Genomic DNA, 20,578 nt, shown 5'->3' on the forward strand with positions numbered 1-20,578 from the left:
CGCTTACCTATAGACTTATTCTATCACAATAAGCTTTAAAATACTAGTTTTTTCCTAATTTTTCATTAGTCTTTTTGGATGATTGTTCCACTTTCAGACTCAATCAAAGCTCCAAGGTTTTCAAGTGAAGTGATGACTGCTTTTCCTTCTGGACGACCATTTACAAAGGCAATAGCAGCTTCCACCTTTGGAAGCATGCTTCCTGGTGCAAATTGGTCTTGTTTAATGTACTCTTCCAATTGAGCGACATTGACATGTTCCAATTTTTCTTGATCTGGTTTGTTGTAGTTCACAAAGACATAATCGACACCAGTCAAGACGATGAAGAGGTCTGCTTCTACCAATTCAGCCAAACGTTGAGATGCAAAGTCTTTATCGATAACCGCTTCAACACCAGTCAAGCTACCATCTGCTTCTTTCACAACCGGGATACCGCCACCACCAGCAGCTACAACGACTTGACCGTCGTTCAACAAAGTACGAATGGTATTGATTTCTTTGATATCCACTGGTTTTGGTGAAGCCACAACTTTACGCCAGCCACGACCAGCATCTTCTTTGAAAGTTGCACCTGATTTTTCAGCTTCTGCTTTTGCTTCTTCTTCTGAGTAGAATGGGCCAATTGGTTTGCTGAGGTTAACAAAAGCTGGGTCGTTCTTATCAACAACGACTTGTGTCACAACAGAAGCCACATCTTTTTCAATTCCTTCTTCAAGAAGAGCATTTTGAAGAGCATTTTGAAGCCAGTAGCCAATGCTTCCTTCAGTCATAGCAACTAATGAATCAAGTGGGAAAGCTGGGTTCTTTTCAGAATTTGCAGCCAAATGTTGGAGCAAGAGGTTTCCTACTTGAGGACCATTCCCGTGAGTGATGATCAACTCATCCCCATTTTTGATTAATTTAACTAAGTGTTTAGCTGTTTCTACAAGTGCTTCTTGTTGAGCTTGCGCAGAAGGATCAGATGAGAGAATAGCATTTCCTCCCAAAGCAACGACGATTTTTCTTGACATGAATTTTCCCTTTCTATAAAAAATAGGGGCAGGACTAAAGCTAGCAGTCCAGCCCCTATAGCTGTTGGTATACGGTTAAGTCTTAAACTTTTGGAATGTACAAATTACCAAGAGTAGCTGCCATAACCGCTTTGATAGTGTGCATACGGTTTTCAGCTTGGTCAAAGTGACGAGCATATTTGCTGCGGAACACTTCGTCAGTAACTTCCATTTCTTCTACGCCGAATTTTTCAGCAACATCTTTACCGTAAACAGTGTTTGTATCGTGGAAGGCTGGCAAGCAGTGCAAGAAGATCAAGTCTTCGTTATCAGCTTTCTTAATCAAATCCATGTTTACTTGGTAAGGTTTCAAAAGGGCAACACGTTCTGCAAATTTGTCTTCTTCACCCATTGATACCCAAACGTCAGTGTAAAGTACGTCTGCACCTTTCACAGCTTCGTCAGCATCTTCAGTGATCAAGATATGAGCGCCACTTTCTTTTGCAAATCCTTCTGCCAATTCAACAATTTCTTGTTCTGGGAAGAGTTCTTTTGGTGAGAAGATGTGTACGTTCACACCAAGGATAGCACCTGTTACAAGAAGGCTGTTTGCAACGTTGTTACGTCCGTCACCACAGTACACAAGTGTCAAACCTTCAAGGCGTCCAAAGTTTTCTTGAACAGTCAAGTAGTCTGCAAGCATTTGAGTTGGGTGCCATTCGTCAGTCAAACCATTCCATACTGGAACACCTGAGAATTCAGCCAATTCTTCAACCATACGTTGGCTGAAACCACGGAATTCAATACCGTCAAACATACGTCCAAGAACCTTAGCAGTATCTTCTGTAGATTCTTTTTTACCAAGTTGGATGTCGTTTGCACCTAGGTATTCTGGGTGAGCACCAAGGTCGATAGCTGCTGTTGTGAAGGCAGCACGAGTACGAGTTGAAGTTTTTTCAAACAAAAGCGCAATGTTTTTTCCAGCAAGATAGTGGTGTTGGATGTTGCGTTTTTTAAGGTCTTTCAAGTGAGCTGAAAGTCCGATGAGGTATTCTAACTCTGCGCGTGTAAAGTCTTTTTCTGCCAAGAAGCTACGTCCTTGGAACACTGAATTTGTCATTCTAATTGTCTCCTATTTTCTTTCTAGTATTGATCAGTAAGAAGGAAGAGCTGATCCCTCAAGACCAGCTCTCGGTCTTCTACATTAGATTTCTTCACGTTCAAATGGCATTGACATACAACGAGGTCCACCACGACCGCGAACCAATTCACTTCCGCGGATCTTGATCAAACGAAGTCCGTATTCTTCTAATTTTTTGTTCGTAACAGTGTTACGGTCGTATACGACTACCACACCAGGTGCGATTGTAAGAGTATTTGAACCGTCGTTCCATTGTTCACGCGCAGCAGCAACGACATTGCCATCTCCACATGGAATCAATGTAACTTTTTCAACACCAAGGTTTTCAGCAAGCAATTCAGCCAAATCACCTTTTTCTTCAACGATCTTCAATTGTTCGTTTTCATAAGTTACAGAGAAGACGCGAAGGTTACCTTGGATTTCTGGGTGGATTGTGAATTTATCGTAGTCCACCATTGTGAATACTGTATCCAAGTGCATGAATTTACGGTTGTTAGCAAATTCGAAGGCCAATACTTTCTTGAAGCCAACGTTCTTCTTGAAGATGTTTACCAACAATTTTTCGATTGATGCAGCATCAGTACGTTGTGAGATACCAACTGCCAATACATCTTTAGAAAGTACCAACTCATCTCCACCTTCGATACGAGTATCTTCTTCACGGTTGTAGACAAGTTCAACTTTTCCACCGTAAACTGGGTGGTATTTGAAGATGTATTTACCATACAAAGTTTCACGGTTACGTGTATCTGCGTACATGTGGTTCAATGATACTGCATTACCAATTGTCGCAAATGGGTCACGTGTGAAGTACAAGTTTGGCATTGGATCAATCGCAAATGGATAGTCAGATTCAACAAGGTCTGTCAATCCTTTTGCTTCTTCAGGAATTTCTGGAAGTTCAGCTTTTTGAACCCCTGCCATTGTTTTTTCAACCAATTCTTGGTTGTCTTCAATGCTATGAAGCAATTCACGGATCGCAACTTTTGTTTGGCGTCCACGAATGTTCGCTTCTTCAAGGTATTCTTCGATAAACTGATCGCGAATTTCTGGAGAAGTCAATGACTCAGCAGCTAACTGTTCAAGATAAAGTACTTCGATACCTTCGTTACGAAGCGCTTGAGCAAATGCGTCGTGTTCTTTTTGAGCATCTTCCAAGAAAGGAATATCATCAAAAAGAAGACGTTCAAGATAGTCAGGCATCAAGTTTTCCAACTCTTTACCTGGACGGTGCAAACAAACTTTTTTCAGTTTTCCAATTTCTGAGAAAACATGAATTGGGTGTGTAGACATCTATAGTCCTCCTTTTTCTTCGAACTTGTTCACAAGCTTTATTACAATTGTTATTATATTCTTTATTGTTACCGCTTTCACGAAGGATTCTACTTTTTTAATGCAAAGAATTTGTCATTATTTTGAATTATTTCTATTTTTTAGTTAATATGAAGCGTTTTCTTTGCATATTTTGTCTTTTATATTGTTTTTATGAATATATATTTTTTTTTTACAAAAATAAAAAAGATCAACAAATTAATTGATCTCTTTAAAACTATTTAAAAAGTAGGCTGTATCTAGAAAGGTTAATTGTTTTCTCTCATACTGTATCTTATGAGAATCGATGAGTTTCTTTAAAACTTGATTGACGGTTTCTCGGGTTGTGGCCGCTAATTTGGCCATTTCCTTCATACTGATTGGAAATGGAAGTTGATTTCCTAAACTTTCATAGTCCTTGCACAAGATAGCTAAAGATTGAACCACACGCTCACTGGCACTAGCTGTCACGACATTACGTAGACGCAACTCTTGAAATTCTAAAATTGACGAGAGCTTTCTCGTAATGAAGAGCAACTGCTCCTTACTCTCTTGGGCAGATAATTCATAGAGGTTGACAGGGATAACGAAACAACGCAAATCTGTCACCGCACTAGCTGTATAGTGGTAACGCTCATCCTGAAACATCCCACCATAAGGGAACAGGGCCCCTTTCTTGATATAATCCATATAGGAAAATTGATCAGACGAATCGAATTGCTCAATGCGAGCAAAGCCTTTTGAAAGCAGAAAAATGCGATCCCGCTTATCTCCTGCATAAAATAAAATTTGTCCTTTTTGGATATCCCTAGCATGAATTTCAACAGCTAATTTATCAAATAGCTCCACTGGCAACGCAGAGAAGGCTGGATGCGAGCGGACCAACTGGTAATCTTCCTTTGTAATCATGTCTATACTTCCTCTTATTACTATTAATTAGTATAACATATTTTTTGATAGAAGAGGGAAAGAAGCCTCTTTAAAACAGAAAAGTATTTCGAAACACCAAGTGAATTCTAAGCTACTGTGATAGAAGAAAAGAGAGTGGGACAGAAATCAGTAATTCGTTAGAATTCGATTTCATCGTCCTACCTCCGCACAGTTGAGTAGGGCTGTAAAAGCTGATGAAATCTGCGTAGTAGAGCCCACTCAACCACTGCGTCTTGCTCGACAATCCAAAGACAATTGAGAGGCCAGGACTTTTGTCCCAGCCTCTTCCGTCAATTATTCATTCATATTCACACGATGCCATTCATTAATAACATAAGCCAATTGACCCAATTGATAAAGACCAACACCACTGATTTCAGAACTTTCTGGGGTCGTTCCACCCAGCCCTGCAGTATAGATGGCAACCAAATAAGGGGTCGATTCACGGACAATGGCATCCACATTGAGCGCTTCCGCAACATAGCCCGGTTTTTGTTGAATGACCAAATCTGGCAAGAATTTCTTATAGTACTCACCTGGGAAAGATTCCCCAATCAATTCCAACAAATCTGCATATTTTTCTTGATGATTCCAAAGATATTGCAATACATGGATATAATAATCCGTTGTCGTTTTATTATCTTCGCTAAAGGTTTTGACTTCTGGTGAGCGAGATTGACCATAGCGACTGAATAACTTGCGCGCTTGCTCCATTCCCCCTAAACGATCTGCCAAGGCATAGGCTGGGGTATTTTCAGAGTAAACTAATGAATAGCGTTGCATATCAGGGATAGACATGGCTCCATCAAAGGCAGCAACGTAATTGTCATGTTCCCCTACATATTCATAGTAGGTGTTGTTAATGTCAAACCGATCTGTTAAATTGAGTTTACCCTTTGTGACCTCATCCACCACCAACATATTCAACGGTAGCTTATAGGTACTTCCTGCCGTCATTGGTTGAAGATCATTCATGGCAAATTGCTCTCCTGTAATGGCATTGCGATACGTGAAGGCAACTTGTGACGGATCAATTCCACTTTCCGCTAGGAAATCCTGGACAACCTCTACCAACCCCTTATTAGCATAATCATAGACAAGGCCATAAGCACTCATCGTTTCCATGTCTGCGTCTACTACTGCTTGCTTGGCTTCAGGAGATTTGACACGTGGTTTTTTCGTCTCAGGCGTAGACTTTTCTATATCTTTTTCTTTTGCTTCTTTTGTTTTCTTTGCTTTTTTTTCAATTGCTGATGCTGTTGGTTGCGTAACATGCAAGTAGCCCAGTGCGCTTGTTCCCACTAAGCACAATAGAATACTGATCGCAATCATGATCGAGCGTAGATTAAAATATTTTTTCATACGAGATTAATTATAAAAGATTCTACTGAAAATAACAAGAATTATCAGAAATAGAAAACGATTTCTTTTTAAAAAGTTTATTTCTTTTCATCAATGGCTTATTTTCGTTTAAAGGAGCCCATAATTAGCTTAGCGATCTCACGCGCAATCGTCCGGAATAAGGAACTCAAGAAGGAATCCTTAGCTTTTTCAAGACTGGATTTTCTTGGGCGACCTGGACTGTGCTTTTGCTCTGCTTTTTCCGCCGTAGCTCGTTCTTTTTCTGCTTCTTTTTTCTCCTCTTTTTGTGCTTCCTTGCTTGCTTTAGCTGCTAATTTTTCATAGGCAGATTCCCGATCAATCGTCGTCGCATACTTTTGATGGAAAGGCGATGTCGTGATTAAGGCCAATTGTTCACTTTCATTTAAGAGGTCAAAACTCGATTGAGGAGAGAGAATATAAGCACGCTCAACAACACTAGGTTGCCCCTTCTCATTCAGGAAAGAAACCAAGGCTTCCCCTGTCCCTAATTCTGTGATCACTGTTTCTGTATCAAAGTCTGGATTCGGACGAAAACTTTGGGCAGCCACCTTGATGGCCTTCATTTCTTTTGGTGTATAAGCTCGAAGAGCATGTTGTACACGATTTCCAAGCTGTGCCAAAACAGATTCTGGTAGATCTTGAGGATTTTGGGTAATAAAGTAAATCCCTACACCCTTAGAACGAATCAGGCGCACGACTTGCTCGACCTTCTCAAGAAAGAGCTTGCTTGCATCCTTAAAGAGGAGATGGGCTTCATCAAAGAAGAAAACCAGTTTTGGCTTTTCGGGATCCCCAACCTCGGGAAGTGTTTCAAAGAGACGAGACAACATCCAAATTAAAAAGGTTGAATACAATTTTGGTGAATGAAAGAGCTTTGTAGCTGAAAGAATATTGATATACCCACGCCCTGATGCATCGAGTTGCATAAAGTCACTTAAATCAAGTGCAGGCTCTCCGAAAAACTGATCCGCTCCTTCTTCTTCAAGAACCAAGAGGCTTCTTTGGATCGCACCAACAGATTGTTTGGTGATATTACCATATTGGGCAGAATAGTCTGAGCTGTGTTCATAGACTTCCTTTAAAAGGCTTTGCAGGTCCTTCAAATCAAGCAAGGGCCAATCTTTCTCTTGAGCCACTTTAAAGACAATTGCAAGAATTCCTGATTGAGTTTCATTCAAATCAAGTAGACGAGAAAGAAGCAACGACCCCATTCCTTCGACAGTCGCACGAACAGGATGACCAGCTTGGCCAAAGACATCCCACAATCGAACAGGGAAGGCTTGCGGCTCAAACGGATCTTTGAGACCAAGCAGTTTGTAGCGTTCTTCCAGTTTTGGAGTCCATTGCCCCGCTTTGGCTAAACCAGATAAATCTCCCTTGATATCAGCTAGAAAGACCGGAATGCCCTCTTTGCTTAATTTTTCTGTGAGGACCTTGAGGGTAACTGTTTTCCCTGTCCCTGTTGCTCCTGCAATCAAGCCATGACGATTCAACATCCGTAAATAGATAGGCGTCTCAACTGCTCCTTTGGTAATGGTAATACTAGTCATTTCATTTCTCCCTGAATGTTTCAGTTTTCATTTTAACGGTCATCTTTTCCTTGCCTAGGCCCTTCAAACTGGGCTTCTGATAAGTAAGACACACTCCTACTAGTGTATCATTTTCCTGTCCAAACGCAAGAAATTATACTCCGATTTTCCGGATACAAACAAAAAATCTATAAGAGCCAATTGTCGCTCTTATAGATTCCTTTATTTTATTATTTTGCTGCTGCAAACAACTCATTAACTTTATTCCAGTTGATCACTGAGAAGAAAGCTTTGATGTAGTCAGGACGTACGTTACGGTATTTCACGTAGTAGGCATGTTCCCAAACATCCAAACCAAGGATTGGTGTTTTTCCTTCAGAGATTGGTGTATCTTGGTTTGCTGTTGAAGTGACTTCAAGTTTACCTTCTTTGTTGACAATCAACCATGCCCAGCCAGAACCAAAACGTGTCGTTGCTGCTGCTGTGAAGGCTGCTTTGAAGTCTTCAAATGAACCAAATGTGGCATCAATAGCTGCAGCAAGTTCTGCTGAAGGAGCTGTTTGTTCTGGAGTCATCAATTCCCAGAAAAGAGCGTGGTTCAAATGACCACCACCATTGTTAATCACCGCTTGGCGAATGTCAGCTGGTATGGATTCAACATTAGCTAACAAGCTTTCAAGGTCTTCTCCAATTTCAGGATGTTTTTCAAGAGCTGCATTCACATTGTTTACATATGTTTGATGGTGTTTATCATGGTGCAAATGCATGGTTTCTTCATCGATATAAGGTTCCAATGCATCATAAGCATATGGTAATTCTGGTAAAATGATAGCCATTTTATGGTCCTCTTTTCTTTATTACTGATTTGATAATAACGTAAACAGCTAAATTATTCAACTAATCTGCTTGCAATTTCATTCATGTTTAGACGCTATTTGCCACTTTTAAAAGTGCCAAATCAAATAAGTAGTCTTTATCATACGTTCCACTTTTAATTGCATAATCCGTCTCGATGAAGGTCATCATGGCCTGTTTCAAAAAGGACAGGGAAAGCTTGCGGCTATCCCGTAAGGCAAACTTCACCTGATATGGATTGACCTTGCGTCCTGACAACTCCGACAAGCTCGCTACGATTTGGCTTTCGGATTGACCTTCTTCTGAAAATATTTTTACTTGAGAAAACATTCGGAATTGCCCCAACAGAATAGCAATCAATTTTATTTCATCTTCTCCTTGTAAGCGGAGATCTTTCACCAAATTCCGGGCTTGATCGATTTGGCGTTTGAGAATCATTTGGGTCAGATCAAAAATATTATCTTGCAAGGTTTTGGGAACAACCTCCTCAATATCTTCGAGGGTAATCTGACCATCCTCTTTATAAGCCTGCAAAAGAGCGAGATTCTTCTGTAACTCTCCAAAATCATAGCCAGATTTTAATAGTAGTTGGTCCAAGGAATCGCCCACAAACTGCAGGCCCAATTCTTTGGCTTGGCTTGCAAAATAGCGCTTTACCTCTTGCTCTTTAGGAGTCGCCGCTTCAATGATTTGGGCATCCCGTTTTAGGAGTTTGACCAAGCGACGCTTACTATCTAATTTCCCTTCTGCAAATATCAGCAAATGGGTCGATTCAGAAGGATTTTCCAGGTAGTTTTCAAATTGCTTCAGATCTTCATCTGTTAAATAGCGTTTTTTGGCAGTAGTCAGATCCAATAAGTGATCCAAAATCACAATTTTTTCATCAGCGAAAAAGGGAAGACTGACCAAATCCAGCTCTACCTCAGCATAGGAGGCTTCCTTCATATCAAAATAAGAATAATTCAAATCTGAGGGATCATAGCCTATTTTTTTTAAAATGTCTTTTTTTAACCATTCAAATTGACCTACATCCTCGCCTGTCAAGACAAGAATAGAAGGCAGAGTTTGAACCGTCAGATGTTTAGTATCGGTAATTGCTTGCATGAAACTCTCTTATCTTTATCCGTTTAGTGGATTTCGTGTTCAGCAGCCATTTTTTGTTCCAATGGTGGTTTTTCGTCGGACAAATCTGGAGCTGCTACAAAATTAGGAATTTGCTCAAACGAGTTGCCTCCAAAGCTCCCCCCTGTCGCGGTGACCTGTGGTTCAGAAGTTACTCCCATAGGAGTTTCTACTGGTTTTGGGAAGGTATTTTTTCCTGGAAGCATCATGAGAATCAGGAGAGAAACAACTGTAATCACCCAAAGAAACAGGAAAATATCTAGCCCCGTCAACAAATAGAGTAGGACCGGACCAAGGTTCAAAAAGATCCAAGACCAATGGATCCCAGCATCCCGCAAGCGACGCACACAAATGGCTTGACTGGGTACCAAAATGAGGAAGTAAAAGAATGCTAAGAAAGCGAGTGCCCATAGACCTGTTTTAGAATGAACAGTTGAAAAATTGAGTATTTCTTGAGCATTTTGATGGGATAAAGAAGTCACGATGTAAAAAACCCAAAGAGGCAAAGAAATCAGGAAATTCCAGAAAAAGGCTAGCCAAAAATGGGCTCGACTGGTCTTACTTGAAAAATCTGCATACTGTATCCAAAATTGCTTAAATGCGTTCATACGATTCTACCTTTACATTGATTTCACCTTCTATAATAGCAATTTTCAGCATAGAAAGCAAACCTCTCCTCATCTCTAGCGGACCGTTTCTACCCTCCAATGATCCCACCCAATCAAGCGAATCGCTCCTCTTCCATCTGTACGAAGGTAAGAAATGGATCGTTCCTCTAAACGATCGAGCAATTCTTTATGAGGGTGCTGGTAGCGATTTTTCTTTCCAACGGAGATTAAAGCCAAATGAGGATGTACCTGATCCAAAAATACATCACTAGAGGAACCTTTCGATCCGTGGTGGCCTACTTTCAAGACATCCACTTGTAATTGGGGGTAGTTTCCCAATAGTTTTTTCTCCCCAGCTTCTTCCAGATCACCTGTAAACAAAAACCGTTTCTGATAAAACTGCCCATAGAGGACAATCGAATCATTATTTTTGCCATCCCCCACTTCATCAGGAGATAAGACTTCGAGATGATGATCAAAAATAGGAAGTTGATCCCCTCTCTGGACTACTTTAACTGGACTATGAAGCTGTTTCAATTTCTCTTGAAATTTGGAACTGGTTAGACTGCCTGGACTGACATACACTTTTTTAACTGGGATTTGTCTTGCAACCTCTAGCATATCGCCCATATGGTCCTGATCTGTATGGGTCAAGACCAAAGCATCGAGTTTTCCAACACCTCGACTCTTGAGATAGGGAATCAAGGTTTTATCCGCATTGGCAGATTGACTGCGCTCTTGCCACTTGTCTCCACTTTTAAAAGTGACGCGTCCTCCGACATCAATCAAAATGGTCCTTCCTTTCCAATCGCGTAAAAAGATACTGTCTCCTTGACCGATATCCACCATGGTGATCTCATTTTCTAAAGGATGCTTGGTCCAACAAAAGATGAGTAGAATCATACCGATGAACAGAAAACGAAGGTTTTTTTGCTTTCGAAGATCATATAAGGTCCCTAAAAGAAGTAAGAGGACGATCAGAGCTAATCCCGTCGGCTGACCAAATACCAACGGTACCGACGTGAGCTTTGAGATCCAACGAATACATTCCTCTATGAGAAGAAAGAAACTGTTAAAAATCGTAAGCGGCTTTAGAATCGATAAGATAAATAGCACTGTTAACCCTGGAAGGAGAACAAGATCAAACAAGAAAGAAAAGAGGAAGGTTAAAGGGAGTGACCATGGTTGAAAGACACTAAAATAATAGGTCAAAAGGGGCAAGATCCCCAGACTAATCCAGAAACTTTCCACTAGCACCTTTTTAATTCCTGAATAAGAATTAGTATCTACCAAGGTCAAAATAAAGGCATAGACACAACTCAAGACGCCTCCAGCCGTCAGGAGAAACTTAGGCATGAGAATCATTAAGAGCATCAAGGTCATCGCCATATTTTCCATCCCTCGGACGCCCTTTTGAGAGAGGAGTTTTTGTAAGAGACTGCGAACGACTGAAACAGAAAAACCTGTCAAGCCAGCATAGATCAAAGAGATTGGAAGCATCCAGATATCGACTGTCTCTTGCAAGATTCCTAGACGTAAAAGAGCTTTTCGGATCCCATTGATGAAAAAGCCGACCTGCATCCCAGACAAGGCAAACAAATGAATAATTCCTAAACTCGTGTAAAGCTGATCCATCTCCTCAAAATCCGTATCTAAATAACCAAAAAGAAGGCCGGTCATATACTGGTTCATTGGCTGTGGAAAGTGCTCCTTGCTCCAAACAATAGCTTGGCGCCTCCATTGAGATAGCCAATCGAAAACATTCCACGTTTGGACGGGAAGCGCAGATTGGATCGTTTCAATTCTAATTTGGTGATATATTCCCTGAGTCTTCAAATAAGCTCGATAGTCAAAACCTCTAAAATTTCGCTGCCCTTCTGGCTCTTCTATGACACCCTTATACGTCAACTCCAGCAAGTGGATTTGATTTTGCCACTGCTGTTTTTCTTTCTCAGATTTCAAGGTGTAAAAAACTTGGTAGGTACTACCCTGATCTTTAGCACGAAAAGACAGGGCATCTCCATTAACCTTGATGGTATCTGGGATCAGATGTAAATGGGCTGGGGAGCGACTTTCGACTTGTTTTGGATGATCCTGGGCTCGCTGAAAAACAAAGAAGGCCGCAAAACAAAGAGTTGCTAAAGCAAGACGCAACAAACTTGGGCGATCCTCCTTATAGTGATGAACCACTAAACATATCACCACTACTAGACCGCTGATCGAAAGCCAAGATGGGCGATAAACACTAAAATACAACCAAAGAAGTAAAAAAGCGAGATGGACAAGCGAAAAAGGAAGGTCTTTAATCCACCGTGAAAGCATCTCTTAGTTTCTCCAGTGTTTTCTCTCCGATTCCTGAAACATTTTTAAGATCATCCACTGATCGAAAAGGGCCATTTGCGTCGCGATAGGCGATAATGTCCTGGGCTCGTTTCTGACCAATGCCTGATACCGTTTGGAGTTCTGACTCGGTCGCTCGATTTAAATGGACCTTGCCTGTTTTTTCTGCTGATGCAGACGAAGTTGCAGGACTTTCTGAACTTCCAAGTGTTGGAACATCCTCCCCTTCTTTGGCGACATAAATCACTGCTTCATCAGAGAGTTTTTGTGCCAAATTGACTGATTGGCTATTGGCTTCAGCAGTCATTCCACCCGCCTTATGAATGGCATCGTGGACTCTGCTATCAGAGCGCAACTCATAGACACCTGGTTGTTTAACAGCCCCTTTGACATCGACCGTAATGATCTCGGGCGCATCAGACACTGAAGCAGCCGGCTTTTCTTCTCTTGAACTAGAAACAGATGTCTTTTCTTTGCTCGAAGTTGAACGGGAAGTCTGATAGAGATCCGGTATAGTTGATGTACTCGACTGAGGTCGATGAAAAAGAAAATACCCTCCAAGTAAGAGTCCGATAGCTGTAAGTGTTAAAAAGAGCTTATATTCTTTGATTTTTTCGATGATATCCTCCATAAGAAACCTCCTCTCACTTTTATTATTCGTAAAAATAAAAAAAACTGAGAAAAACTCTCAGTTTTTTTACTTGTTTTTTCGATGTTTGTCCGGATCCCATACAAAGCTGGCTAGGTAACTAAAGAGCAAGGTCAAGATGCCCACGACTAAGACAAGAGGAATCAAAAGGATTTTTAACAAACGAATCAAGATAAACGGTTTTGTTGGAGTGTTGATCGCTTGCGCTTCCGCATCCAAACGGTCAAACTCCTCTTGAATACGACGGGCAACTTCTGCCACTCCTTCGTCATTCATCTTTTTAATATCCGAAATATCAATCGGATGTCCAAAGTTCATATCAATGCGTTCACCCGTTGCCAACCCTTTCAAGTCTCTTGGACCAGTATATGTCACTGGCATGATACGGACCTTAGCCATTTTGGCAATGATGGCAACACCGCCTTTGACGTCTTGAGAATGACGGCTTCCACTTGGAAACATAATCAAGGAACGGTTGCTCTTTTTCAGCATATTGACAGGATACTTAATGGCTTCTGCTCCCGGATTTTCACGGTCGATCGGAAAAGCCCCACACATACGAATCCACCATCCAAAAATACGATTGGTGAAGAGTTCTTTTTTCGCCATAAAGATAAACTGCTTTGGCTTGGTCGCAAAGGCCATATAGACTGGATCCCACCAGGTCCGGTGAGGCGATACCAATATGTAGTTCTCTTCCCGATCTGGAATATTGTCCTTATGATGGTAATGGGCATTCCCATTTAAAACCCAAAGAATAAAGGCAACAAGGCCACGTAAATAGGTATAAAACATAGTTGTTCCTCAAATCCATTTCATTAATCTCTACAAGATATTCCATCATGTAAAACGTTCTTTCTTATTATACCGTATCCTGATTTTGACCGCAAACTTTTTTAGATAAAAAATGTCTCAGCGGACCGATTCTAGATAGTCTTTTTCTCAAAAAAATGATATCATATTGTCTATGGAAACGAATGAATTAAAGGGGTTATCCCTCAGTGAAGTCCGCAAGAAAATGGATCGCGGACAAACCAATGATTTTACAACGAATACAAGTACCAGTACCTGGCAAATCATTAAGCGCAACGTCTTCACCTTGTTTAATACCTTAAACTTTGTGATTGCCGTAGCCTTGGCTGCTGTACAGGCCTGGAGCAATATGATCTTTTTCGCGGTTATTTGCTTCAATGCCATTACAGGAATCATGACCGAGATGCGCGCCAAGCGGATGATTGATAAACTCAATCTCATGAGTCGTGAGCTGGTGACTGTCATTCGAGACGGGGAAAAGGATGCGATTCCACCAGAGAAGCTTGTCCTAGGTGATCTAATGCTTCTGTCTTCGGGTGAGCAGATCCCTAGTGATGCTGAAGTCATGTCCGGTATTGCAGAAGCTAATGAGGCTATGCTGACTGGTGAGAGTGACCTGGTCTTAAAAGAAGTTGGTGATGAACTGCTTTCTGGTAGTTATATTGCCAGTGGTCAAGTCTATGCCCGTGTCAAGCGAGTTGGGGCAAACAACTATGCCAACAAACTGATGATGGAAGCCAAAACCTTGAAGCCTATCAATTCGCGTATTCTCTATAATTTAGCGAAAATCTCTAGCTTCACTGGTAAAATTATCATCCCATTTGGCCTTGCCCTCTTCTTTGAAGCATTGCTGATCAAGATGCTACCGATCAAGGATTCCGTTGTGAATTCTTCAACAGCTCTCTTGGGAATGTTGCCAAAAGGAATTGCCCTACTGACGGTTACGTCTCTCTTGACGGCGGTTATTAAGCTCGGCATGCGCAAGGTTCTTGTTCAAGAAATGTATTCAGTGGAAACCCTGGCGCGTGTGGATACCTTGTGTCTAGATAAGACCGGGACTATCACTCAAGGGAAGATGACAGTCGAAGCTCTTCATAGCTTATCCGAGCATTTTTCTGAGGAAACGATCCAGGTCATCCTCTCTGCTTACATGCAAAATAGTGAGGACACCAATCCTACTGCTCAAGCTATTCGCAAGGCTTATGGGGAGTTGGAGCATGCTTATACTGCGGAAAACATTATTCCTTTCTCAAGCGATCGGAAATGGGGAGCTATGCACCTCTCCAATCTTGGCACCGTCTTTCTCGGTGCTCCTGAAATGCTCCTTCAAGAAAATCCAACTGCCGTCGTCGAAGCACAAGGCCGTGGATCGCGCGTTCTCGTCTTAGCCCACAGTTCAGAACGGATCAGCATGCAGGAATTGAAACTGCCTGAAAATCTTGAAGGGATTGCGGTTATTGAGATTACAGACCCCATTCGTGAAGGAGCTTCAGATACTCTTGAGTATTTGCGCTCTCAAGGAGTGGATCTTAAAATCATATCCGGTGACAACCCTGTGACGGTTTCTTATATCGCTCAACAAGCTGGCTTCAAAAATTATGAGAACTACGTCGATTGTTCAAAAATTTCTGATGATCAATTAGTGGATCAAGCAGAAGAAACAGCTATCTTTGGGCGCGTATCCCCTCACCAAAAGAAACTGCTCATTCAAACCTTGAAAGCAGCTGGTCGGACGACAGCTATGACTGGAGACGGGGTCAATGATATCCTCGCTCTTCGTGAAGCTGACTGCTCCATCGTAATGGCTGAAGGAGATCCCGCAACCCGTCAAATTGCAAATATTGTTCTTTTGAACTCTGACTTTAATGATGTTCCAGAAATTCTATTCGAAGGTCGTCGTGTGGTCAATAACATTGGACGAATCGCTCCGATTTTCTTCATCAAAACGATCTATTCCTTCCTCTTGGCTATTATCTGTATCGCCAGTGCCCTTTTCTTCAACGTCAATTATTTGCTGATTTTTCCATTCATCCCTATTCAAATCACCTTGATTGACCAATTTGTCGAAGGGTTCCCACCATTTGTGTTGACCTTTGAACGCAATATCAAACCGGTTGAAAAACACTTCTTAAGACGTTCCCTTCTGTTAGCCTTACCAAGCGCCTTGATGGTCGTCTTTAGTGTCTTGTTCATTCGCCTTTGGGGAGCAAGCCATGGTTGGTCTGTAGCCGATATGTCTACTGTATCCTATTACTTACTTGGATCCATCGGTTTCCTATCCGTCATCCGTGCTTGCCTTCCACTAAATATCTGGCGAGCCCTCCTCATTCTCTTCTCTGTTGTAGGATTCTACGCATCTGCGGTCGTATTGAAAAACTTGATCGAGATTTCACTCCTTACAGCCACTACTTTCCCAGTTTATCTGGCATTGATGGCCATCTTTACAGGAGTCTTTATCCTCACAACGATTCTACAAAAATATGAATTTGATTAAAAAAAGTTGAGAGAAAAACTCTCAACTTTTTATGTTCTAACGATCTTTCCCCGAGCCTCTTTTCATGCTATAATAGAGCCATGACAGATATCGAATTAAAAGACGGCGAGCGCGTCAACCAACTCTTTTCAAGTGATGTAAAAATCATACAAAATCGGGAAGTTTTTAGTTACTCTGTGGATAGCGTCCTGCTCTCGCGTTTTCCAAAATTGCCCAAGCGAGGATTGATCGTGGATCTCTGCGCTGGAAATGGAGCTGTGGGACTATTTGCAAGTACCCGAACAGAGGCTCAGATCATTGGTGTCGAAATTCAGGAACGTTTGGCGGATATGGCTACCCGCTCGATTGCCCTCAATGGCTTGAACCAGCAAATGTCCATGATCACCGATGACCTCAAGCATTTGCCTCGACATATCAAGGGGAGTAAGGTGGATATTATCCTTTGCAATCCTCCTTATTTCAAGGTTGATGAGCATTCCAATCTCAATGAGAGTGAACACTACCTCTTAGCCCGGCATGAAATTACCACCAATTTAGATGAGATTTGCCATGTGGCCCAGCGGGTTCTCAAATCAAATGGTCGCTTAGCGATGGTCCATCGTCCAGATCGCTTTTTAGATATCATCGAAACCATGAAGCGTTACAATCTTGCACCTAAGCGGATCCAGTTTGTCTATCCAAAAGTGACCAAAGAGGCGAATATGTTATTGATTGAGGCGATCAAGGATGGCTCACTGGATGGTTTAAAAATTCTGCCTCCTCTCTTTATTCACAATGAAGATGGCAGCTATACAGACGAGATTCATGAGATCTACTATGGAAACTAAGGCTTACATGTATGTTTTAGAGTGTGCGGATGGCTCTCTCTACACTGGCTATACCACTGATGTCGAAAAACGCCTGAAGACTCATAATGCTGGAAAAGGGGCCAAATACACACGGGCTCGCCTCCCCGTTAAACTTCTTTACAAAGAATCCTATCCAGATAAACCCTCTGCGATGTCTGCCGAAGCTCTCTTTAAAAAGAAATCGCGCCAAGCAAAACTAAACTATATCAAAAAAAACCGTCGGACACTCTAGTCCAACGGTTTTTCATTTACAAAATGGTGATACGGTACTGATGACTCCGCGTCTCTTGAGGGTCCAACTGGATCACACCTTTTTTGTCTTCGAAGAAATCGCCCTCTTCTGCAGATGTGGAAATACCTGTCCAAGGCTCTAAGGCAATGAAGGGCCCCTTGTTATTAGTAGACCAAAGGACCAGATTTTCAAAATCTGCAAAATCAAATTCCAAACCTTTACCTGATTTTTTCGAGATAAGCTTCACAGATTTAGAGGCTAACTGATCTAAAATAATGGCATCTTTTTCAAATAGTTCATGTCGCAAAGGTAGGCTACGCTTATGATCGAAAAATGGCGTCCGCTGCAGGCGATCGACCAATCCAGTTTCTGTGAACAAGAGAGGGACGCTGCAGGTTTCTTCTTTTTCAAAAATCAACTCGTAGTCTTCATAGTCTTCATCTGCTAAAAGGGGACAATGAAAGGCTGGATGCCCTCCAATAAAATAAGGCATGACTTGATCAGACTCTAGATTTTGTACACGATAGGTGATGGTGATTTCTTTCCCTTGTAATTCATAAACGATTTCAACTCGAAAATGGTAGGGATAATTTTGCAGGCTCTCTTCGTTAGAGGTGATTTCAAAGACAAGACGATTGTCTGTTTGTTCTTTAAGTTCAAACTCTCTCTTCCTAATGAGACCGTGTCTTGGCAGCTGACCTGTCTTCACTCCATCTTTTAGATGATACTGTACTTGGCCATTACGAACGCTTCCGCAAATTGGAAACAAAACAGGCGCTTGTCCCGACCAATACTCCGGATCCCCTTGCCAGAGATATTCTACGCCTTCTTTATTACGAATGGAGCTCAATTCCCCTCCAAATGTCTTACATTGTACTTCTAGATCATCGTTTTTTAATGCCATCACCATGGACGCCACCTCTTTATAATTGATATAGTTATTATATTCATTATAACCTTTTAGCTAAGATTGTCAATTTTTATCTTTTTAGTTAAAAATTTTTAAAAATATAAGAAAAAAACCTTGACAAAGCTTATAAATAATTGTAGACTTAATATGTTAACAGAAACATTCCGTTTTAGGAATCCGTTCTTTCTGTTTTCTGACTTTTTTAGGATGCTCCTTATCATGATACATTTTTTCTAAAAGAGTCAGTTATCATTTAGGTCTCCTTATAAATATACAAGGGTTAACAGCTAGTTAACCCTTGTATTTTTGATTTTTATTAAAAAGACGGCCTATTGCTAGACCGTCTTTAGGACTTATTTATCCCCTTTGTTGCGGATGACAAAGCCATTTTTCTTTTCATTGGAAGTGCGATGAGGACGTTTATTACCTTTGCCCTCAAAGTCTCGGCTATTTTTATTGGACTTGCGTTTGAAATCGCGGCGACCACCTTCACGGTCTTCTCTGCGGTTCCGATCTCGGCGTTGGTCCCCACGACGGCCATTTCCACGACCACCTTTGGACTTACCACCAAAGCCACCACCAGATGGTTTAAATGGTAAAGGTTTTTCACGCGCAATTTCGACTTCTGGAAGACTGTCTGGATCTTGAACGGTCAAGCTTAAGATATACATAGCCAATTCTTCAGGAGTGAATTCTGCAGCCAATTTGCGAGCATCCTTACCAAACTTTTCGAAGTTAGTTCGGATTTTTTCATCCTCAAAGTCTCGCTCAATTTTCTTCAGCGCTACTTGTTTTTTCGCTTCGAAGGCTTCTGCTGCTGTTGCAGGTTTCATTCCCTTCATCCGCTTTTTAGTCAAGTTCTCAATGATTTGCAAATAGCCCATTTCATTTGGCGAAACAAAGGTAATGGATTGCCCTGTTTTCCCAGCACGACCAGTCCGTCCGATCCGGTGGACATAGCTTTCTGGATCTTGTGGAATATCGTAGTTGTAGACATGGGTCACACCCGAAATGTCCAAACCACGTGCTGCAACGTCCGTTGCCACCAAGACGTCCAAGTTCCCATTTTTAAAGTCACGAAGTACACGAAGACGTTTGTTTTGATCCAAATCTCCGTGAATCCCTTCTGCTCGGAAACCACGGATCTTCAAGCCACGCGTCAATTCATCGACCCGGCGTTTAGTCCGACCAAAGACAATGGCAAGCTCCGGTTGCTCGACATCCATCAATCGAGTCATGGTATCAAACTTTTCGCCTTCTTTGACACGAATATAGTATTGATCGACCAAGTCAGTTGTCAATTCTTTGGCTGCGATCTTAACGTGTTCGGGCTCTTTCATAAACTGAACACCAATGCGTTTGATGGCTTCTGGCATCGTTGCTGAAAAGAGCAAGGTTTGACGTGTTTCTGGAACACGGCTAATGATAGCTTCGATATCTTCCAAAAAGCCCATGTTGAGCATTTCATCTGCTTCATCCAAGATCAAGGTTTCAATATGATCGAGTTTCAAGGCCTTGCGCTTGATCAAATCTAGCAAGCGTCCAGGGGTTCCCACAACGATATGAGCACCTGACTTCAAGGCTTTGATTTGCTTTTCAATACTTGATCCGCCATAGACAGAGCGGACTTTAACACCCTTGCTGCGTCCAAAACGGAAGAGTTCTTCCTGACTTTGAACCGCCAACTCACGCGTCGGGGCAATAACAAGGGCTTGGATTACTGTGTTATCGACATCAATCTTCTCCAAAGTTGGAAGACCGAAAGCAGCCGTTTTACCGGTCCCTGTTTGCGCTTGACCAATGACATCTTTTCCTTCAAGGGCCAAAGGAATGGTTTGTTCTTGGATGGGGCTTGCTTCTACAAAGCCAGCTTTTTCGATTTCTGCTAATAATTCAGCAGATAAGTTAAATTCATTGAATTTCAATTCTTTCTTCTTTCTAAAAAGTGGTGCGAAGCCACTTTATCAAACTTCTTTCAATGCGAAAACGCACTGATTGCATAGGAAGTCACCTTCCCGGTTACCTGTCGCAAGACTCATCTAAAGAAAAAATCAGTTTGTCTGTTTGAGACTACATTTTCTTTAGAGAAAAATGTTTTGCGTCCTAACGGATGTTGTTGGCTAATATCGTTTTTCAAACAAATAGGCCACAAGATCCTTCTTGCGGGAGTCTTCTTTCGAACAAAAGCCTTCCATCTGTTCTGCCTCCCTACCATTTCTCTCATACAAGTTTGCAACTTATCTAGTATAACACAATGAAGAGGCAAATGATAGTCACAGGAGACTAATTTTATTTTTTAGGAAAAAATCCTAGATAGCTTAAGATTATAAAAGTGCCCCTAAACCTAGCCAGGACTGGTTTTCTTCTTGTAACCATTTCAGATACTTCATCATAGGAGTATAAAAACTTCGGAAAAACTTTTTT

17 protein-coding genes are annotated in these 20,578 nt (G+C 41.6%); 3 read left to right on the forward strand and 14 right to left on the reverse strand.

All coding sequences use genetic code 11. From position 1 onward, the window contains the following. Positions 1–65: 65 nt before the first annotated feature. The 12 genes from arcC to ACVC7Q_RS03845 all read right to left on the reverse strand — a co-directional run bounded on the left by arcC (position 66) and on the right by ACVC7Q_RS03845 (position 13,652). Positions 66–1,010, reverse strand: coding sequence for a carbamate kinase (gene arcC / locus ACVC7Q_RS03790; protein ID WP_447264889.1), 945 nt, complete (start codon positions 1,008–1,010; stop codon positions 66–68). A gap of 82 nt (positions 1,011–1,092) precedes the next feature. Beyond that, entirely contained in the window at positions 1,093–2,109 is a 1,017-nt protein-coding gene (gene argF / locus ACVC7Q_RS03795; RefSeq protein WP_155168925.1) for an ornithine carbamoyltransferase, read from the reverse strand. Between the two features lie 84 nt (positions 2,110–2,193). Then, a complete protein-coding gene (gene arcA, locus ACVC7Q_RS03800; RefSeq protein ID WP_447264890.1) occupies positions 2,194–3,423 on the reverse strand; it encodes an arginine deiminase in 1,230 nt (409 codons plus the stop codon). A gap of 237 nt (positions 3,424–3,660) precedes the next feature. Continuing rightward, positions 3,661–4,350 carry a Crp/Fnr family transcriptional regulator gene (locus tag ACVC7Q_RS03805; RefSeq protein ID WP_447264891.1) on the reverse strand — a complete coding sequence of 230 codons (690 nt, stop codon included), beginning with the start codon at positions 4,348–4,350 and terminating at the stop codon, positions 3,661–3,663. A gap of 315 nt (positions 4,351–4,665) precedes the next feature. Further along, positions 4,666–5,733, reverse strand: a complete 1,068-nt coding sequence (locus ACVC7Q_RS03810) for a serine hydrolase (protein WP_447264892.1) — start codon at positions 5,731–5,733, stop codon at positions 4,666–4,668. A 98-nt stretch (positions 5,734–5,831) separates the two neighbouring features. After that, on the reverse strand, positions 5,832–7,304 hold the full coding sequence (locus tag ACVC7Q_RS03815) for a helicase HerA-like domain-containing protein (protein WP_447264893.1): 1,473 nt from the start codon (positions 7,302–7,304) through the stop codon (positions 5,832–5,834). Between the two features lie 209 nt (positions 7,305–7,513). Further along, on the reverse strand, positions 7,514–8,119 hold the full coding sequence (gene sodA / locus ACVC7Q_RS03820) for a superoxide dismutase SodA (RefSeq protein ID WP_447264894.1): 606 nt from the start codon (positions 8,117–8,119) through the stop codon (positions 7,514–7,516). An 88-nt stretch (positions 8,120–8,207) separates the two neighbouring features. Then, positions 8,208–9,242: a DNA polymerase III subunit delta gene (holA, locus tag ACVC7Q_RS03825; RefSeq protein ID WP_447264895.1), complete on the reverse strand. Its 1,035-nt coding sequence runs from the start codon at positions 9,240–9,242 to the stop codon at positions 8,208–8,210. A 23-nt stretch (positions 9,243–9,265) separates the two neighbouring features. After that, positions 9,266–9,868: a DUF805 domain-containing protein gene (locus ACVC7Q_RS03830; protein WP_447264896.1), complete on the reverse strand. Its 603-nt coding sequence runs from the start codon at positions 9,866–9,868 to the stop codon at positions 9,266–9,268. 75 nt (positions 9,869–9,943) lie between these two features. Further along, positions 9,944–12,190 (reverse strand): DNA internalization-related competence protein ComEC/Rec2, encoded by a 2,247-nt coding sequence (locus tag ACVC7Q_RS03835; protein WP_447264897.1) that lies wholly within the window; start codon positions 12,188–12,190, stop codon positions 9,944–9,946. Further along, complete coding sequence (locus tag ACVC7Q_RS03840; RefSeq protein ID WP_447264898.1) at positions 12,171–12,839, reverse strand: helix-hairpin-helix domain-containing protein; 669 nt, start codon at positions 12,837–12,839, stop codon at positions 12,171–12,173. Before ACVC7Q_RS03840 ends, ACVC7Q_RS03835 begins: the two co-directional genes overlap by 20 nt. Positions 12,840–12,905: 66 nt before the next feature. After that, on the reverse strand, positions 12,906–13,652 hold the full coding sequence (locus tag ACVC7Q_RS03845) for a lysophospholipid acyltransferase family protein (RefSeq protein WP_003006324.1): 747 nt from the start codon (positions 13,650–13,652) through the stop codon (positions 12,906–12,908). Between the two features lie 172 nt (positions 13,653–13,824). Here ACVC7Q_RS03845 and ACVC7Q_RS03850 point away from each other — a divergent pair, with 172 nt between their 5' ends. From ACVC7Q_RS03850 to ACVC7Q_RS03860, 3 genes are all read left to right on the forward strand, one after another. Further along, positions 13,825–16,164, forward strand: coding sequence for a cation-translocating P-type ATPase (locus ACVC7Q_RS03850; RefSeq protein ID WP_447264899.1), 2,340 nt, complete (start codon positions 13,825–13,827; stop codon positions 16,162–16,164). Between the two features lie 80 nt (positions 16,165–16,244). Continuing rightward, positions 16,245–16,991, forward strand: a complete 747-nt coding sequence (locus ACVC7Q_RS03855; RefSeq protein ID WP_070465559.1) for a tRNA1(Val) (adenine(37)-N6)-methyltransferase — start codon at positions 16,245–16,247, stop codon at positions 16,989–16,991. Next, positions 16,981–17,244 carry a GIY-YIG nuclease family protein gene (locus ACVC7Q_RS03860; protein ID WP_447264900.1) on the forward strand — a complete coding sequence of 88 codons (264 nt, stop codon included), beginning with the start codon at positions 16,981–16,983 and terminating at the stop codon, positions 17,242–17,244. Before ACVC7Q_RS03855 ends, ACVC7Q_RS03860 begins: the two co-directional genes overlap by 11 nt. Positions 17,245–17,260: 16 nt before the next feature. On the opposite strand, the gene ACVC7Q_RS03865 is transcribed toward ACVC7Q_RS03860, so the two are convergent. Both ACVC7Q_RS03865 and ACVC7Q_RS03870 read right to left on the reverse strand, forming a co-directional pair. Then, positions 17,261–18,154 (reverse strand): aldose 1-epimerase family protein, encoded by an 894-nt coding sequence (locus ACVC7Q_RS03865; RefSeq protein WP_447264901.1) that lies wholly within the window; start codon positions 18,152–18,154, stop codon positions 17,261–17,263. A 353-nt stretch (positions 18,155–18,507) separates the two neighbouring features. Then, on the reverse strand, positions 18,508–20,079 hold the full coding sequence (locus tag ACVC7Q_RS03870) for a DEAD/DEAH box helicase (protein WP_447264902.1): 1,572 nt from the start codon (positions 20,077–20,079) through the stop codon (positions 18,508–18,510). Positions 20,080–20,578: the final 499 nt, after the last annotated feature.

Source organism: Streptococcus sp. W151 (assembly GCF_053010205.1).

Bases quoted from the DNA above. Each gene is read 5' to 3' on its own strand.
- holA (WP_447264895.1), bottom strand. From the start codon at position 9,242: ATGCAAGCAATTACCGATACTAAACATCTGACGGTTCAAACTCTGCCT.
- ACVC7Q_RS03850 (WP_447264899.1), top strand. From the start codon at position 13,825: ATGGAAACGAATGAATTAAAGGGGTTATCCCTCAGTGAAGTCCGCAAG.
- ACVC7Q_RS03835 (WP_447264897.1), bottom strand. From the start codon at position 12,190: ATGCTTTCACGGTGGATTAAAGACCTTCCTTTTTCGCTTGTCCATCTC.
- ACVC7Q_RS03810 (WP_447264892.1), bottom strand. From the start codon at position 5,733: ATGAAAAAATATTTTAATCTACGCTCGATCATGATTGCGATCAGTATT.
- arcA (WP_447264890.1), bottom strand. From the start codon at position 3,423: ATGTCTACACACCCAATTCATGTTTTCTCAGAAATTGGAAAACTGAAA.
- sodA (WP_447264894.1), bottom strand. From the start codon at position 8,119: ATGGCTATCATTTTACCAGAATTACCATATGCTTATGATGCATTGGAA.
- ACVC7Q_RS03840 (WP_447264898.1), bottom strand. From the start codon at position 12,839: ATGGAGGATATCATCGAAAAAATCAAAGAATATAAGCTCTTTTTAACA.
- arcC (WP_447264889.1), bottom strand. From the start codon at position 1,010: ATGTCAAGAAAAATCGTCGTTGCTTTGGGAGGAAATGCTATTCTCTCA.
- ACVC7Q_RS03815 (WP_447264893.1), bottom strand. From the start codon at position 7,304: ATGACTAGTATTACCATTACCAAAGGAGCAGTTGAGACGCCTATCTAT.
- argF (WP_155168925.1), bottom strand. From the start codon at position 2,109: ATGACAAATTCAGTGTTCCAAGGACGTAGCTTCTTGGCAGAAAAAGAC.
- ACVC7Q_RS03845 (WP_003006324.1), bottom strand. From the start codon at position 13,652: ATGTTTTATACCTATTTACGTGGCCTTGTTGCCTTTATTCTTTGGGTT.
- ACVC7Q_RS03830 (WP_447264896.1), bottom strand. From the start codon at position 9,868: ATGAACGCATTTAAGCAATTTTGGATACAGTATGCAGATTTTTCAAGT.
- ACVC7Q_RS03865 (WP_447264901.1), bottom strand. From the start codon at position 18,154: ATGGTGATGGCATTAAAAAACGATGATCTAGAAGTACAATGTAAGACA.
- ACVC7Q_RS03855 (WP_070465559.1), top strand. From the start codon at position 16,245: ATGACAGATATCGAATTAAAAGACGGCGAGCGCGTCAACCAACTCTTT.
- ACVC7Q_RS03860 (WP_447264900.1), top strand. From the start codon at position 16,981: ATGGAAACTAAGGCTTACATGTATGTTTTAGAGTGTGCGGATGGCTCT.
- ACVC7Q_RS03805 (WP_447264891.1), bottom strand. From the start codon at position 4,350: ATGATTACAAAGGAAGATTACCAGTTGGTCCGCTCGCATCCAGCCTTC.